Raw genomic sequence first — 14,711 nt, forward strand, 5'->3', positions numbered from 1 at the left:
GAACTGACAATGAACACACCCACCTTCGGCGGGACGGCCTTCGGCTCCGGAGCCGCTCCCTCCTCGCGCTACATCCTCCCCACGTTCGAGGAGCGCACCGCCTACGGCTACAAGCGCCAGGACCCCTACGCCAAGCTGTTCGAGGACCGCATCATCTTCCTCGGCGTCCAGGTCGACGACGCGTCGGCCGACGACATCATGGCGCAGCTCCTCGTGCTCGAGAGCCAGGACCCGGACCGCGACATCGTGATGTACATCAACTCGCCCGGTGGATCCTTCACCGCGATGACGGCGATCTACGACACGATGCAGTACATCCGCCCGCACATCCAGACGGTCGTGCTGGGTCAGGCGGCCTCGGCCGCAGCGGTGCTGACGGCTGCGGGCACCCCGGGCAAGCGCCTCGCGCTCCCGAACGCGCGCATCCTCATCCACCAGCCCGCCGTGCAGCAGGGCGGAGGCCAGGCCTCGGACATCGAGATCCAGGCGGCGGAGATCATGCGCATGCGCGAGTGGCTCGAGGAGACGCTGTCCCACCACTCGAACCGCACTCCGGAGCAGGTCAAGAAGGACATCGACCGCGACAAGATCCTCGGCGCGGACGACGCGCTCGAGTACGGTCTGATCGACCAGATCCTGACCAGCCGCAAGAGCCTCCCCGCTCTCACGGCGTAGTCGACGATCAGGAAGGGCCGGGAGGCGGAGTGATCCGCCTCCCGGCCCTTCCGTGTCCGCGGCACCGGCCGTGGACACGAGCCGCGGGACAGCGGCGATCCTTCGCCGCACGAGCGAAGACGGGGGAATCCGGCCCGCCTGCCGAGCCCCCGCGGCTCAGCGGCTAGGCTCGACCCAGAGATCCGAGGTCCCGGGGACCCGCGGCGTCTCTGCCGGAGCCCGCGGGCCCCGACGCACGCCGAGGCACGACGACACCGACGCACGACAAGGAAGTGGGGCATTCCCGTGGCACGTATTGGCGAAAGCGCCGACCTGCTGAAGTGCTCGTTCTGCGGCAAGAGCCAAAAGCAGGTCCAGCAGCTCATCGCCGGGCCCGGCGTCTACATCTGCGACGAGTGCGTCGAGCTCTGCAACGAGATCATCGAGGAGCGCCTCTCCGAGTCGAGCGAGGAGACGAGCCACGAGTTCGACCTCCCGAAGCCGAAGGAGATCTTCGGCTTCCTCGAGGAGTACGTCATCGGCCAGGAGGCGGCGAAGAAGTCGCTCGCGGTCGCGGTCTACAACCACTACAAGCGGGTCAGGGCCCGCAACACCATCACGGCCGCCGATGCGATCCACGACGAGGTCGAGATCGCCAAGAGCAACATCCTGCTGATCGGCCCGACGGGGTGCGGCAAGACCTACCTCGCGCAGACCCTCGCCAAGCGGCTGAACGTGCCGTTCGCGGTCGCCGACGCGACGGCCCTCACCGAGGCGGGCTACGTCGGCGAGGACGTCGAGAACATCCTCCTGAAGCTCATCCAGGCCGCCGACTACGACGTCAAGCGCGCCGAGACCGGCATCATCTACATCGACGAGGTCGACAAGATCGCCCGCAAGGCCGAGAACCCCTCGATCACGAGGGATGTGTCGGGCGAGGGCGTGCAGCAGGCGCTGCTGAAGATCCTGGAGGGAACGGTCGCCTCGGTTCCGCCGCAGGGCGGTCGCAAGCACCCTCACCAGGAGTTCATCCAGATCGACACCACGAACGTGCTGTTCATCGTCGCCGGAGCGTTCGCCGGGCTCGAGGACATCATCTCGTCGCGGGCGGGCAAGCGGGGCATCGGCTTCGGCGCTCCTCTGCACAACAAGGACGACGAGATCAACATCTTCAGCGAGGTGCTCCCCGAGGACCTGCACAAGTTCGGCCTGATCCCGGAGTTCATCGGCCGGCTCCCGGTCGTGACGACGGTGACCCAGCTCGACCAGCACGCCCTCATGCAGATCCTGACCGAGCCGCGCAACGCGCTCGTGAAGCAGTACCAGCGGATGTTCGAGATCGACGGCGTCGAGCTCGAGTTCGACCGCGGTGCCCTCGAGGCGATCGCCGATCTCGCCGTTCTTCGCCAGACCGGTGCCCGCGGACTCCGCGCCATCCTCGAGGAGGTCCTCGGGCCGATCATGTTCGAGGTCCCGTCCTCCGACGAGGTCGCGAGAGTGGTCGTCACCCGTGCGGCCGTTCTCGACAACGCGGCACCGACGATCGTCCCGCACGCCCCCCGACGCCAGGAGAAGAGCGCCTGACCCGATCGGGCCGGTGCCGTTGACCGATCCGCCAATCGGGTCGGATTGGCCCGTTCGATCGTCGGAGGGCGCAGTCCCCGTTCCCTACTCTGGCTGAGCGCCCCCGGAGGGGCGCCCGCCGGGTGATCCGAGCGGAAGCAGCGACCGGAGGCCTCGTGATCGTCCAGCCGCTCCTCGCCGGGATCGTCGCCGCGCTGACGGGCTTCTCGAGCTCGTTCGCGATCGTCCTGGCCGGTGTCGTGGCCGTCGGTGCCACCGACGAGCAGGCCGCGTCGGGTCTTCTCGCGGTCTGCGTGCTCCAGGGCGTGCTCTGCATCGTGCTCAGCGTCCGCTACCGGGTGCCGTTGACCTTCGCCTGGAGCACGCCCGGGGCAGCCCTCCTGGCCGCGACGGCGACGCTGCCCGGCGGATTCGACCGCGCCGTCGGCGCGTTCCTGGTCGCGTCCGCCCTGCTCGTCGTCACGGGCCTGTGGCCGGCGCTCGGCCGATTGGTCGCACGCATCCCGCGCCCGATCGCGAACGCCATGCTCGCGGGGATCCTCTTCCCGCTCGTGCTCGCCCCGGTGACGGCGGCGGTCGAGATCCCGATGCTCGCCCTGCCGGTGATCCTGCTCTGGCTGATCCTCCTGCGTCTGCTCCCGCGCTGGGCGGTCCCGGCGGCCATCGCGCTGGCCGTCGTCCTGCTCCTGGTGACCGACGGAGCAGCCCTCGCCGGTGCGCCGCTGCTGCCGACGCTGCAATTCGTCCCTCCGGTGTTCGAGTTCGGCGCGGTCGTGGGGATCGGCCTGCCGCTCTACGTGGTCACGATGGCCGGGCAGAACATCCCGGGCATCGCCGTCCTCTCGAGCTTCGGCTACGAGTCCCACTCCCGGCCGGCCATCGTCTCGTCGGGAGCGTTCTCGGGCGTCGCGGCGGTCTTCGGGGGAGTGCCGGTGAATCTGGCGGCGCTCAGCGCGGCGCTCACCGCCGGTCCGGAGGCGTCACCGCTCCGGGAGCGACGGTGGATCGCCTCGGTGAGCGCCGGCGCGTCCTACCTGGTGCTCGGAGGGGTCGCGGGCGCGGCGACCGCGCTGGTCTCCTCTGCCAGCCCCCTGCTGATCGAGGCCGTCGCGGGACTCGCGCTCCTCGGGGTCTTCGTCTCGGCCGTCCAGGCGGCGGTCGAGGACGTCCGGCTGCGCCTCCCGGCCGCGGCGACCCTGCTGGTCACCGCCTCCGGGACCTCGATCGCGGGGATCGGCTCGGCCTTCTGGGGCCTGGTGGTCGGCCTCGTCCTCCTCGCGTGGCTGCTGCCGCGCCGCGCGGCTCGAGTCTGAGCCCGGCCGCCTCAGACGAGGCCGCGACGACGCAGGAGCGGTTCGGTGCGCGCCTCCCGCCCGCGGAACTCGCGGTACGCCGCCAGGGGATCGCGGGAGCCGCCGATCCCGAGGATCATCCTGCGGAAGCGCTCGCCCGCGGCGCGATCGAGCCCGCCGTTCTCGGCGAACCACTCGACGGTGTCCGCGTCGAGGATCTCGCTCCAGATGTAGGAGTAGTAGCCCGCCGAGTAGCCGCCGGAGAAGACATGGGCGAAGTAGCTGCTCCGGTACCGCGGCGGGACGGCCGGGAGGAGCAGACCGACCTCGCCGAGCACCCGGGTCTCGAACTCGGCGACGTCGCGCTCCTCGACCGGCGCCGGCAGCTCGTGCCAGGCGAGGTCGAGCAGGGCGGAGGCGAGGTACTCGCTCGTCGCGAAGCCCTCGCCCCAGAGTGCCGCGGCCTCCAGCTGCTCGATGATCTCGGCCGGGAGCGCCTCGCCGGTCTCGACGTGGCGGGCGTACTCGGGCAGGAGCGACGGCCAGCGCACCCACATCTCGTTCACCTGGCTCGGGAACTCGACGAAGTCGCGGAAGACGCTCGTCCCGCCGAAGCGGGGGTAGTGCGTCGTCGCGAAGAGGCCGTGCAGCGCATGGCCGAACTCGTGGAAGAGCGTCTCGACCTCGTCGAGGCTGAGGAGCGCGTGCTCCCCCGGACCGGGGTCCGAGAGGTTCAGGTTGTTGACGACGACGGCGGAGTCGCCGAGAAGGGTGGTCCGCGTCGCGAGCGAGTTCATCCATGCGCCTCCGCGCTTTGAATCGCGAGTGAAGGGGTCGAAGAGGAAGAGGCCGAGGGCGGAGCCGTCCTCCTCGAGCACCTCGAAGACGCGGACGTGCGCGCTGTACCCGACGAGGTCGCTCCGCTCCTCGAAGCGGACTCCGTAGAGACCGGCGGCAGCAGCGAACACGCCGTCGCGCAGCACCCGCTCGAGTTCGAAGTAGGGGCGCAGGGCACTGGAGTCGACGGCGTAGCTCGCGGCACGCACGCGCTCCTCGTAGAACGCGCGGTCCCAGGCCTCGAGCGCGAAGCGCGGCCCGCCGGCCGCGTCCTGCTCGGCGTCGGCGAGCTCCTGCGAGCGCTCGAGCTCGGCCCGCACGTTGCGCGACGCCGGGACGGCGAGCTCCTCGAGGAGCGAGCGGACGCGCTCGGGCGAGCCCGCGGTCTGCCCCGAGACGACGAGCTCGGCGTGGGACGCGAAGCCGAGCAGTCGCGCCCGCTCGGCCCGCAGAGCGGCGATCCGCTGGAGGTCTCCGCGGTTGTCGTGCGGTCCTCCCTCCGCCGCGCGACCGACGGAGGCGCGCAGGATGCGCTCGCGGACGGCTCTGTCGCGCAGACGTGCGAGCCAGGGGTGCCCGGAGTAGAGGGGGAGGGTGACGAGGTAGCCGTCGGCGCCCCGATCCTCGGCGGCGCGGGCGGCGGCGGCGATCTCCGACGCGTCGAGGCCGTCGAGGTCGGCGGCCGACTCGAGCAGGACCGCGCGCTCGTTGGTCTCGGCGAGGAGGTTCTTCTCGAACCGGGTCGTCAGGGTCGAGAGCTGTTCGTTGAGCGAGCTCAGACGCGCCTTCCCGTCGTCGTCGAGCAGGGCACCAGCGCGCTCGAAGCGCGAGAGGACGCGCTCGAGGAGGTAGGCGGTCTCGGCGCCGAGGTCGAGCGCCGCCGCCGTGTCGGCGAGCCTGCGGAGGCGCCGCACGAGACGCGGATCGAGGGTGATGGCGTCGTCGTGCGCCGAGAGGAGCGGGGCGAGCTCCTCCTCGAGCGCGTCGGTCAGCTCGGTGCGATCGGAGGCGGCGACGGTGAAGAAGACGGCGCTGACCCGGCGGAGGGCGCGGCCCGATCTCTCCAGCGCGACGAGGGTGTTCTCGATGGTGGGCTCGTCGGGCGAGCCGGCGATCGCCTCGACCTCGGCGCGGTGCCGGCGCAGCGCCTCCGTGAAGGCGCCGCGGTAGGCGTTCGGGTCGACCGCCGCGAAGTCGGGCAGTCCGTGCGGAAGAGTGCTCGGCTCGAGCAGGACGGCGACGGGATCGGAGGCGCTCATCCTGCGAGCCTAGGGGCGACGGCGGCCCTGCCGCCGTCAGCCCCAGTCGTCGTCGTCCTCACCCTCGACGCGGCCCTGCGGCTGCGTGATGTACGCCGCATCCTCGTCGGGACGGTAGGTGATGGTGGTGCCGTCGTCGAGCTCGACGACCGGCCTGCCCTCGAGCCAGGTCAGCTGCCAGCGCCACTGGGCGGTGTCGGTCCCGGAGGAGACCAGCTCCTCCTCGACGTCGCGGACGGCGGTCACGACGATCTCGGGCAGGGTCTGCGGCGGCTGCTGGCCGAGAGGCCAGCGTGTTCCGAGTTGCATGAGGGGCTCCTCTGGTCAGGGCGGGCCGCGCGGTGTCGTCGCGGCCCGCCTCCGGTTCTAGCTCTCGGTCTCGAGCTCGATCGCGACGGCCAGCGCCGCCCCCTCGACCACGTCGAGGGAGGCGATGCGGCCGACGGCCGCGAGGTCGCCCGCCGCGAGCCGCAGCGGCGCGACGGCCTCGGCGGGGGCCGTCACGACGGCCGAGCGCACCGGGGTCTTCTGCGAGGCCTTCGCATCGGTCTTCGCGCGGCGGATCGCCGTGAGCACCGCGCTGGCCGCGCTGAGAACGGTCGCGTCGCCTCCCAGCCCGCTCGCCACCGGCCACGGCTGCACGTGCACCGAGCCGTCGTGCGACCACGACCAGGTCTCCTCCGTCGCGAACGGGATGAACGGGGCGAAGAGCCGCTGGAGCGTGTCGAGCGCCAGGTGCAGCGCGGCGGCCGCGGAGGCGCCGTCCTCGCCGTAGGCGCGCTCCTTGACGAGCTCGAGGTAGTCGTCGCAGAAGGTCCAGAAGAACGCCTCGGTGTTCTCGAGCGCACGGGCGTGGTCGTAGTTCTCGAGAGCAGTCGTCGCCTCGGCCACGACCGCGTCGAGGGTGGCGAGCATGCTCAGATCGAGAGGATCGGTGACCTGCGCGCCCTCGGGCAGAGGGAAGCCGTGGATGAACTTCGCCGCGTTGAGGACCTTGATCGCCAGGCGGCGCCCGATCTTGATCTGCGTCGGGTTCTGCGGGTCGAACGCCGCGTCGGTGCCCAGGCGCGAGGAGGCGGCCCAGTAGCGGACTGCGTCCGAGCCGTGCTGCTCGAGCATCCCGGCGGGAGTCACGACGTTGCCCTTCGACTTCGACATCTTCTTGCGGTCGGGGTCGACGATGAAGCCCGAGACCGTCGCGTTCCCCCAGGGAGCGCGGCCGTCCTCGAGCTGCGAGCGCAGCAGGGTCGAGAAGAGCCAGGTGCGGATGATGTCCTGACCCTGCGGGCGCAGGTCGTAGGGCGCGACAAGCTTCCACAGTTCGTCGTCGCGCTCCCAGCCGCCCGCGAGCTGCGGGGTGAGCGACGAGGTCGCCCAGGTGTCCATGACGTCGAGCTCGCCCTGGAAGCCGCCGGGGACTCCGCGCTGGTCCTCGGAGTAGCCGGGTGCCGCATCGGAGGAGGGGTCGACCGGCAGCGCCGACTCGTCGGGGACCAGCGGCTCGTCGAAGACGGGGTTGCCGTCGCCGTCCAGCGGGTACCAGACGGGGATAGGCACGCCGAAGAAGCGCTGGCGCGAGATCAGCCAGTCACCCGAGAGGCCGTTCACCCAGTTCTCGTAGCGGACACGCATGAACTCGGGCACGAACCGCACGTCGCGGCCCAGCTCGAGCAGGCGCTCCTTGAGCGCCGCGTCGCGGGCGCCGTTGGTGATGTACCACTGCCGGGTCGACACGATCTCGAGGGGCTTGTCGCCCTTCTCGAAGAACTTGACGGGGTGCGTGATCGGACGCGCCTCGCCGACCATCTCGCCCGACTCCTGGAGCAGCGCGACGACGGCCTGCTTCGCCGAGAACACGGTCTTGCCCGCGAGCTGCTCGTACGCCGCGCGGCCGGAGTCGCTGGTGATCGCGGCGGGGGCCTCCGAGACGATGCGGCCGTCGAAGCCGATGATCGCGCGGTTCGGGAGGTCGAGCTCGCGCCACCAGACGACGTCGGTCACGTCGCCGAACGTGCAGATCATCGCGATCCCCGAGCCCTTGTCCTTCTGCGCGAGGTGGTGCGCGAGCACCGGCACCTCGACGTCGAAGAGCGGGGTGCGCACCGTGGTTCCGAACAGCGGCTGGTAGCGCTCGTCGTCGGGGTGCGCGACGAGCGCGACGCAGGCGGGGAGGAGCTCGGGGCGCGTGGTCTCGATGAAGACGTCGTCGGCTCCGTCGCGGTGGAACGCGATGCGGTGGTAGGCGCCGGGCTGCTCCTTGTCCTCGAGCTCGGCCTGCGCGACCGCGGTGCGGAACGTGATGTCCCAGAGTGTCGGCGCCTGCGCCTGGTACGCCTCGCCGCGGGCGAGGTTCCGCAGGAACGCACGCTGGGAGGCGGCCTGCGACTCCTCGCCGATGGTGCGGTAGCTCTGCGACCAGTCGACTGAGAGGCCGAGTGTGCGCCACAGGTCCTCGAACTGCTTCTCGTCCTCGACGGTCAGCCGCTCGCACAGCTCGATGAAGTTGCGGCGCGAGATCGGCTTCTGGTCGGCGGCCTTGCTGCTCTTGTTGTCGCCGCCCTCGAAGGGAGGCGTGAATCCGGCCTCGTAGGGCAGCGTCGGGTCGCAGCGCACCCCGTAGTAGTTCTGCACCCGGCGCTCGGTCGGCAGGCCGTTGTCGTCCCAGCCCATCGGGTAGAAGACGCTCCGGCCGCGCATCCGCTGGAACCGGGCGACCACGTCGGTGTGCGTGTACGAGAAGACGTGGCCGATGTGCAGCGACCCCGAGGCGGTCGGGGGCGGGGTGTCGATCGAGTAGACGTCCTGGCGCGTGAGCCCGGTGCGATCGAACCGGTAGGTGCCGTCGGTCTTCCAGACGAGGCCCCACTTGCTCTCGAGACCCTCGAGGGCGGGCTTGGCGGGGAGGTGCGCGGCGACGGTCATGGTTCTCCGGTTCGATATGGGCGGCACCGTGTCGGTGGTGATGATGCCTGGATGGGGGCTCTGGAGCGGATCTCTCTCGGGCCGCATCGATTCTACGGGGCGCGGGCGCGGACGGTGTCCGGGCGGGGTGGGTCTCGAGACGCCGTCTCCCGCGACTGCTCGACAGCCGCTGCGTGTCGAGCGGCGCCTCCCCTGCTGATCGAGCCGACCGTCAGCCGACCACCGGCGCGAAGCCGCTGCAGACCGGAGCGAGCGCCTCGTCGAGATAGGGCACGAGCTCTCCCCGGGTCGGCCCCGCGGACGCCCAGGCCTGCACGGCGGCGACAGCGGCCCCGACGCTCGCGTAGGCGACCGCCCGCGTGAGGTGGGAGGGGAGCGGATGCGCGGACCGCCGCTCGACGAACGCCGCGACCACCGCGGCCTGCCGGACCAGGCGCGACAGGGCGGACGCCTGCAGCTCGTGCACGCTGCCGATCAGCTCCGACTGGGTCAGCGCCCAGGGCACGGTCGACGGACCGAACCCCGCGCCGACCGCCAGCAGCGCCCCGCGGAGCGCCTCCATCACGGGAAGCGCGGGATCGGCCGCCGCGAGCGCCCCCGGGAGCTCGGCGAGGCGGTCGTCGACGAGGACCCAGAAGACGTCGCTCTTGGACTCGAAGTAGTTGAAGAAGGTGTTGCGCGAGACCCCAGCCCGCTGGGCGATCTGCTCGACCGTCGTGCCGGCGTAGCTCTGCTCGACGAAGAGGTCGAGCGCCGCGTCCTCGAGCATGGATCTCGAGGAGGCGCGGGGCCGTCCCCGTGCTGCCGCTCGCGCCATGACCGCTCCTGCCCCGCCTCCGCCGACGCGCTAGGATATCGGCTGGACGACATCGACCCGGCCATCACCGGCGAGTCTCCGGAAGAACGGCTCCGGCTCCGGCCGAGGCCCAGTAGAACCGGACGGGTACGGCCCGTGACAGCCGATCGAGTGGGAACGCCGCAGCCTGTGCTGAGCGGACCAAGCGAGGTGGTACCGCGACCCGGCCCGGGCTGAGAGATCCGGGCGGGCCGTCCTCGTGCAGACCAGCATCATTGCCAGGAGAACGCACGTGAGCTATCCGTTGACCCCGCCCGCCCGCCGCGACGCCGGCGACTCCGCCTTCGGCCGCGGGGTGAGCGCCTCGCCGCGCTTCCCCAAGATCGAGGAGGGCGTCCTCGCCTACTGGAAGGCCGACGACACCTTCCAGGAGTCGATCCGCGCCCGCGAGGGAGCTCCCGAGTGGGTCTTCTACGACGGCCCGCCGTTCGCCAACGGCCTGCCGCACTACGGGCACCTGCTCACCGGCTACGCCAAGGACGTCTTCCCGCGCTTCGAGACCATGCGCGGCAAGCAGGTGCACCGCCGCTTCGGCTGGGACACCCACGGGCTCCCCGCCGAGCTCGAGGCGGAGCGGCAGCTCGGCATCACCGACAAGTCCCAGATCGAGGAGATGGGCATCGCCGCGTTCAACGCCGCGGCGAAGGAGTCGGTGCTGCGCTACACGGGGGAGTGGCAGGACTACGTCACCCGTCAGGCGCGCTGGGTCGACTTCGACGACGACTACAAGACGCTCGACCCCTCCTTCATGGAGTCGGTGATCTGGGCGTTCAAGCAGCTCTACGACAAGGGCCTCGCCTACGAGGGCTACCGCGTCCTGCCCTACTGCTGGCGCGACCAGACCCCGCTCTCGAACCACGAGCTGCGGATGGACGACGACGTCTACAAGATGCGTCAGGACCAGACGGTCACCGTGACCTTCCCGCTCGTCGGCGAGACCGCCGAGGCGCTCGGACTCACCGCCGTGCGCGCGCTCGCCTGGACCACGACCCCGTGGACCCTGCCGACCAACCTCGCCCTCGCTGTCGGTCCCGACATCGAGTACGCCGTCGTGCCGGCCGGCCCGAACGGCGCCGCCGACGGCAAGGGCGAGCCGGAGGAGCGCGAGCTCGCCGCCGAGTACCTGGTCGCCATCGACCAGGTCGGCGCCTACGCGAAGGATCTCGGCTACGCCGACACCCGGGAGGCGCTCGCCGCCGTCTCGCGCACCCATCGCGGCCGCGAGCTCGAGGGCATCAGCTACGACCGCCTCTGGGACCACTACGCCGACACCGAGGTCTGGGGCACGCAGAACGCGTGGCGCATCCTCGTCGCCGACTACGTGACGACCAGCGAGGGCACGGGCATCGTGCACCAGGCGCCCGCCTACGGCGAGGACGACCAGAAGGTGTGCGAGGCGGCGGGGATCCCCGTCATCATCTCCGTCGACGACGGCGGCCGGTTCCTCCCGCAGATCGAGGAGGTCGCGGGCCTCCAGGTCTTCGAGGCCAACAAGCCGCTCACCCAGCTGCTGCGCGCCGAGCACCGGCTGCTGCGCCAGGCGAGCTACGAGCACTCCTACCCGCACTGCTGGCGCTGCCGCAATCCGCTGATCTACAAGGCCGTCTCGAGCTGGTTCGTCCGCGTCACCGCGATCCGCGACCGGATGGAGGAGCTCAACCAGGAGATCACCTGGGTGCCGGGCAACGTGAAGGACGGCCAGTTCGGCAAGTGGCTCTCGGGTGCCCGCGACTGGTCGATCAGCCGGAACCGCTACTTCGGCTCGCCCATCCCGGTCTGGAAGAGCGACGACCCCGAGTACACGCGCATCGACGTCTACGGCTCGCTCGACGAGCTCGAGCGCGACTTCGGCGTTCGTCCGGAGGATCTGCACCGCCCCTTCATCGACGAGCTCACGCGGCCCAATCCCGACGACCCGACCGGCCGCTCGACGATGCGCCGCATCACCGACGTGCTCGACGTCTGGTTCGACTCGGGGTCCATGCCGTTCGCGCAGGTGCACTACCCGTTCGAGAACGCGGACTGGTTCGACACCCACAACCCGGCCGACTTCATCGTCGAGTACATCGGGCAGACGCGGGGCTGGTTCTACACGCTCCACGTGCTCTCGACCGCGCTCTTCGACCGGCCGGCGTTCCGCAACGTGGTCAGCCACGGCATCGTCCTCGGCAACGACGGCCAGAAGATGTCGAAGTCGCTGCGCAACTACCCCGACGTCGCCGAGGTGTTCGACCGCGACGGCTCCGACGCGATGCGCTGGTTCCTGATGTCGAGCCCGGTGCTGCGCGGCGGCAACCTCGTGGTGACCGAGGAGGGCATCCGCGAGGGCGTCCGCCAGGTGCTGCTGCCGCTGTGGAACACGTGGTACTTCTTCTCGCTCTACGCCAACGCCTCCGGGTCGGGCGGCTACAGCGCGGCTCGGCGCACCGACTCCGAGGACGTCCTCGACCGCTACCTGCTCGCGAAGACGCACGACCTCGTCGAGACGGTCACCGGGCACCTCGAGGCGCTCGACTCCACGCTCGCGGCCGCCGCGCTGCGCGACTTCGCCGACGTGCTCACCAACTGGTACGTCCGCCGCTCGCGTGACCGCTTCTGGCAGGGCGTCGACGACGAGGGCCGCGGCTCCGAGGCGTTCGACACGCTGTACACGGTCCTCGAGACCGTCTGCCGGGTCGCGGCACCGCTGCTCCCGCTGATCTCGGAGGAGATCTGGCAGGGCCTCACGGGCGGTCGGAGCGTCCACCTGGCCGACTGGCCCGACGCGTCCGAGTTCCCCGTCGACGAGGAGCTGGTACACGCGATGGACGCGGTGCGCGCCATCTCGTCGACGGCGCTCTCGCTGCGCAAGCAGGCGGGGCTGCGCGTCCGGCTGCCGCTCGCCCGCCTGACGGTGGTCGTGGCGGAGGCGGACGAGCTCGCCCCGTTCGAGGCGATCCTCCGCGATGAGCTGAACGTGAAGGAGGTGGCACTGGTCCCGCTGGTCGACTCCAGCGCCGCCGACTACGGCGTCACCTCGCGGCTCTCGGTCAACGCTCGCGCCGCCGGCCCGCGCCTGGGCCGCGGCGTCCAAACCGTCATCAGGGCGGCCAAGGCGGGCGACTGGAGCGAATCCGACGGCGTGGTCACCGCCGGTGGCGTCGAGCTCGTCGAGGGCGAGTACGAGCTGACCCTCGAGGTCTCGGGCTCCGGTGCCGACGACCGCGCCATCGCGCTGCTCCCGCGCGGGGGCTTCGTGCTGCTCGACACGGCGACGACCCCCGAGCTCGAGGCCGAGGGACTCGCCCGCGACCTCGTCCGCGCGGTCCAGGACGCCCGCAAGGCGGCCGGCCTCGAGGTGAGCGACCGCATCGTCCTCGAGATCGTGCTCGACGAGCCGAGCCTCGCCGCGCTCGAACCGCACGCCGTGTGGATCGCCGACGAGACTCTCGCGACCGGCTTCGCCTTCGCCCCGCTCACGGTCCCCCTCGAGGGCGGCGAGGGAGCAGTGACCTTCGGCCCCGCCGGCACCGCCATCATCCGCATCGAGAAGGTCGAGGGAGCCGATGTCTGATCTCTTCGACGACGGAGGCGATCGGCGCGCTGCCGACGCCGTCTACGCGACGCTCCTGGAGCGTCTCGGCGAGGCGAGCATCCGCCCCCGCCTCGCCCCCACGCGGCGCGCCGTCGAGATCCTCGGCGACCCGCAGCGGGCCTACCCGGTGATCCAGATCGCGGGCACCAACGGCAAGACGTCGACCAGCCGCATGATCGAGAGCCTCCTGCGCGCGCACGGTCTGCGGGTGGGCCTGTTCACGAGTCCGCACCTCGAGCGCTTCAACGAGCGCATCGTGATCGACGGCGAGCCCATCTCCGACGAGAGCCTCGTCGCGAACTGGCAGGACGTCGAGCCCTACATCCGGATGACCGACGCCGAGCTCGCGGAGCAGGGCGAGACTCCGCTCTCGTTCTTCGAGGCGATCACCGTGCTCGCCTACGCCGCCTTCGCCGACGCTCCCGTCGACGTGGCGGTCGTCGAGGTGGGGATGGGCGGCGAGTGGGACTCGACGAACGTGGCCGACGCGCAGGTCGCCGTCTTCACTCCGATCGCCCTCGACCACACCGACCGGCTCGGCTCCACGATCGAGGAGATCGCGCGGACCAAGTCGGGGATCGTGAAGCCGCTGGCGTCCGTGGTCTCGGCCAAGCAGACCGCCGAGGCCGAGGCGGTGCTGCGGAACGCCGCGTCCGCGACCGAGTCGACGATCGTCTTCGAGGGCGCCGACTTCGACGTCTCCTCGACCACCGTCGCCGTCGGCGGACAGCTCGTCTCGGTGCGGGGACTCGTCACCTCCTACGAGCAGCTGCTGCTGCCGTTCTTCGGTGATCACCAGGCCGAGAACGCGGCCGTGGCGGTCGCCGCCGTCGAGACGTTCCTGGGTGGAGGCACCCAGCAGCTCACCGGCGACGTCCTCGACGAGGGCTTCGCCTCCGCCACCTCGCCCGGCCGCCTGCAGCTGGTCGGCCTGTCGCCGCGCACGATCGTCGACGCCGCCCACAACCCGCACGGCGCGGCGTCCCTCGCCGCCGCTCTGGGCCGCTACTTCGACTTCGACCGCGTCACCGCCGTTCTCGGAGTGCTCGCCGAGAAGGACGCCGAGGGGATCCTCCGCGAGCTCCGGCCCGTCGTCGACGAGCTGATCATCACGACGGCGCCGAGCGCCCGGGCGCTCCCCTCGGCCGATCTCGCCGCCCTGGCCCGCACGGTGTTCCCGGAGGAGGCGGTGCACGTCGCCGACGACCCGCACGCAGCGCTGACGGCAGGCCGGCTCCTCGCCGCGCGCACCGACAAGGGCGCGCTGATCGTCACCGGATCGATCACCCTGGTCGGGACCACCCTGACCGTCTCCCGCGACGAGAACTGGCTCGGTTCGTGAGGGCGGGGCGACCGCGGCGCAGCAGGACGGTCCGCGAGAGCCTCGGCTCGATCGTGCTCGGTTTCGAGACGGTCATCGTGTTCCTGGCGACCCTCGTCGCCTTCGGCCTGAAGACCGCCGACCCGGTCGTCGTGCTCGTGGGCGGCGCCGTCCTCTGCCTCGCCCTCGTCGCGACGCTCGGCCTGCTGAACCGGCCGATCGGATTCCGGATCGGCTGGGTCCTCCAGTTCGTTATCGTGGCCACGGGCCTGCTCGTCCCGATCATGTTCCTCATCGGCGCGGCGTTCGTCGCGCTGTGGGCGTACTGCATGGTGACCGGCGCCCGACTCGACGCCCAGGGCCGCCCACCGGCGGCCGGGACCACCGACCCCATCGAAGGAGACCGCTGAAC

10 protein-coding genes are annotated in these 14,711 nt (G+C 71.0%); 6 read left to right on the forward strand and 4 right to left on the reverse strand.

The genetic code is table 11. The features are described 5' to 3' along the window. Nucleotides 1-9: 9 nt before the first annotated feature. The 3 genes from B9Y99_RS06880 to B9Y99_RS06890 all read left to right on the forward strand — a co-directional run bounded on the left by B9Y99_RS06880 (nt 10) and on the right by B9Y99_RS06890 (nt 3,551). Nucleotides 10-675 (forward strand): ATP-dependent Clp protease proteolytic subunit, encoded by a 666-nt coding sequence (locus B9Y99_RS06880; RefSeq protein ID WP_085475768.1) that lies wholly within the window; start codon nt 10-12, stop codon nt 673-675. Between the two features lie 285 nt (nt 676-960). After that, complete coding sequence (clpX, locus tag B9Y99_RS06885; protein ID WP_085475769.1) at nt 961-2,238, forward strand: ATP-dependent Clp protease ATP-binding subunit ClpX; 1,278 nt, start codon at nt 961-963, stop codon at nt 2,236-2,238. Between the two features lie 155 nt (nt 2,239-2,393). Beyond that, entirely contained in the window at nt 2,394-3,551 is a 1,158-nt protein-coding gene (locus B9Y99_RS06890) for a benzoate/H(+) symporter BenE family transporter (RefSeq protein ID WP_342097146.1), read from the forward strand. A gap of 11 nt (nt 3,552-3,562) precedes the next feature. On the opposite strand, the gene B9Y99_RS06895 is transcribed toward B9Y99_RS06890, so the two are convergent. The 4 genes from B9Y99_RS06895 to B9Y99_RS06910 all read right to left on the reverse strand — a co-directional run bounded on the left by B9Y99_RS06895 (nt 3,563) and on the right by B9Y99_RS06910 (nt 9,365). Further along, on the reverse strand, nt 3,563-5,626 hold the full coding sequence (locus B9Y99_RS06895) for a M3 family metallopeptidase (RefSeq protein ID WP_085475770.1): 2,064 nt from the start codon (nt 5,624-5,626) through the stop codon (nt 3,563-3,565). A 36-nt stretch (nt 5,627-5,662) separates the two neighbouring features. Then, on the reverse strand, nt 5,663-5,935 hold the full coding sequence (locus tag B9Y99_RS06900) for a hypothetical protein (protein WP_085475771.1): 273 nt from the start codon (nt 5,933-5,935) through the stop codon (nt 5,663-5,665). Nucleotides 5,936-5,992: 57 nt separating this feature from the next. Next, entirely contained in the window at nt 5,993-8,548 is a 2,556-nt protein-coding gene (valS, locus tag B9Y99_RS06905; protein WP_085475772.1) for a valine--tRNA ligase, read from the reverse strand. Nucleotides 8,549-8,759: 211 nt separating this feature from the next. Continuing rightward, nucleotides 8,760-9,365: a TetR/AcrR family transcriptional regulator gene (locus tag B9Y99_RS06910; RefSeq protein ID WP_085475773.1), complete on the reverse strand. Its 606-nt coding sequence runs from the start codon at nt 9,363-9,365 to the stop codon at nt 8,760-8,762. A 283-nt stretch (nt 9,366-9,648) separates the two neighbouring features. On the opposite strand from B9Y99_RS06910, the gene ileS reads away from it, so the two are divergent. From ileS to B9Y99_RS06925, 3 genes are read left to right on the forward strand one after another with little or no spacing between them, the layout of a single operon-like run. Further along, on the forward strand, nt 9,649-12,957 hold the full coding sequence (ileS, locus tag B9Y99_RS06915; protein WP_129587972.1) for an isoleucine--tRNA ligase: 3,309 nt from the start codon (nt 9,649-9,651) through the stop codon (nt 12,955-12,957). Further along, entirely contained in the window at nt 12,950-14,320 is a 1,371-nt protein-coding gene (locus tag B9Y99_RS06920; protein ID WP_085475775.1) for a bifunctional folylpolyglutamate synthase/dihydrofolate synthase, read from the forward strand. Before ileS ends, B9Y99_RS06920 begins: the two co-directional genes overlap by 8 nt. Beyond that, entirely contained in the window at nt 14,317-14,709 is a 393-nt protein-coding gene (locus B9Y99_RS06925; RefSeq protein WP_244274789.1) for a DUF4233 domain-containing protein, read from the forward strand. The genes B9Y99_RS06920 and B9Y99_RS06925 overlap by 4 nt, the downstream gene beginning before the upstream one ends. Nucleotides 14,710-14,711 lie beyond the last annotated feature (2 nt).

The organism is Rathayibacter oskolensis (assembly GCF_900177245.1).
Classification (GTDB): Bacteria; Actinomycetota; Actinomycetes; order Actinomycetales; family Microbacteriaceae; genus Rathayibacter; species Rathayibacter oskolensis.

Bases quoted from the DNA above. Each gene is read 5' to 3' on its own strand.
- B9Y99_RS06910 (WP_085475773.1), bottom strand. From the start codon at position 9,365: ATGGCGCGAGCGGCAGCACGGGGACGGCCCCGCGCCTCCTCGAGATCC.
- B9Y99_RS06895 (WP_085475770.1), bottom strand. From the start codon at position 5,626: ATGAGCGCCTCCGATCCCGTCGCCGTCCTGCTCGAGCCGAGCACTCTT.
- valS (WP_085475772.1), bottom strand. From the start codon at position 8,548: ATGACCGTCGCCGCGCACCTCCCCGCCAAGCCCGCCCTCGAGGGTCTC.
- B9Y99_RS06880 (WP_085475768.1), top strand. From the start codon at position 10: ATGAACACACCCACCTTCGGCGGGACGGCCTTCGGCTCCGGAGCCGCT.
- B9Y99_RS06900 (WP_085475771.1), bottom strand. From the start codon at position 5,935: ATGCAACTCGGAACACGCTGGCCTCTCGGCCAGCAGCCGCCGCAGACC.
- B9Y99_RS06920 (WP_085475775.1), top strand. From the start codon at position 12,950: ATGTCTGATCTCTTCGACGACGGAGGCGATCGGCGCGCTGCCGACGCC.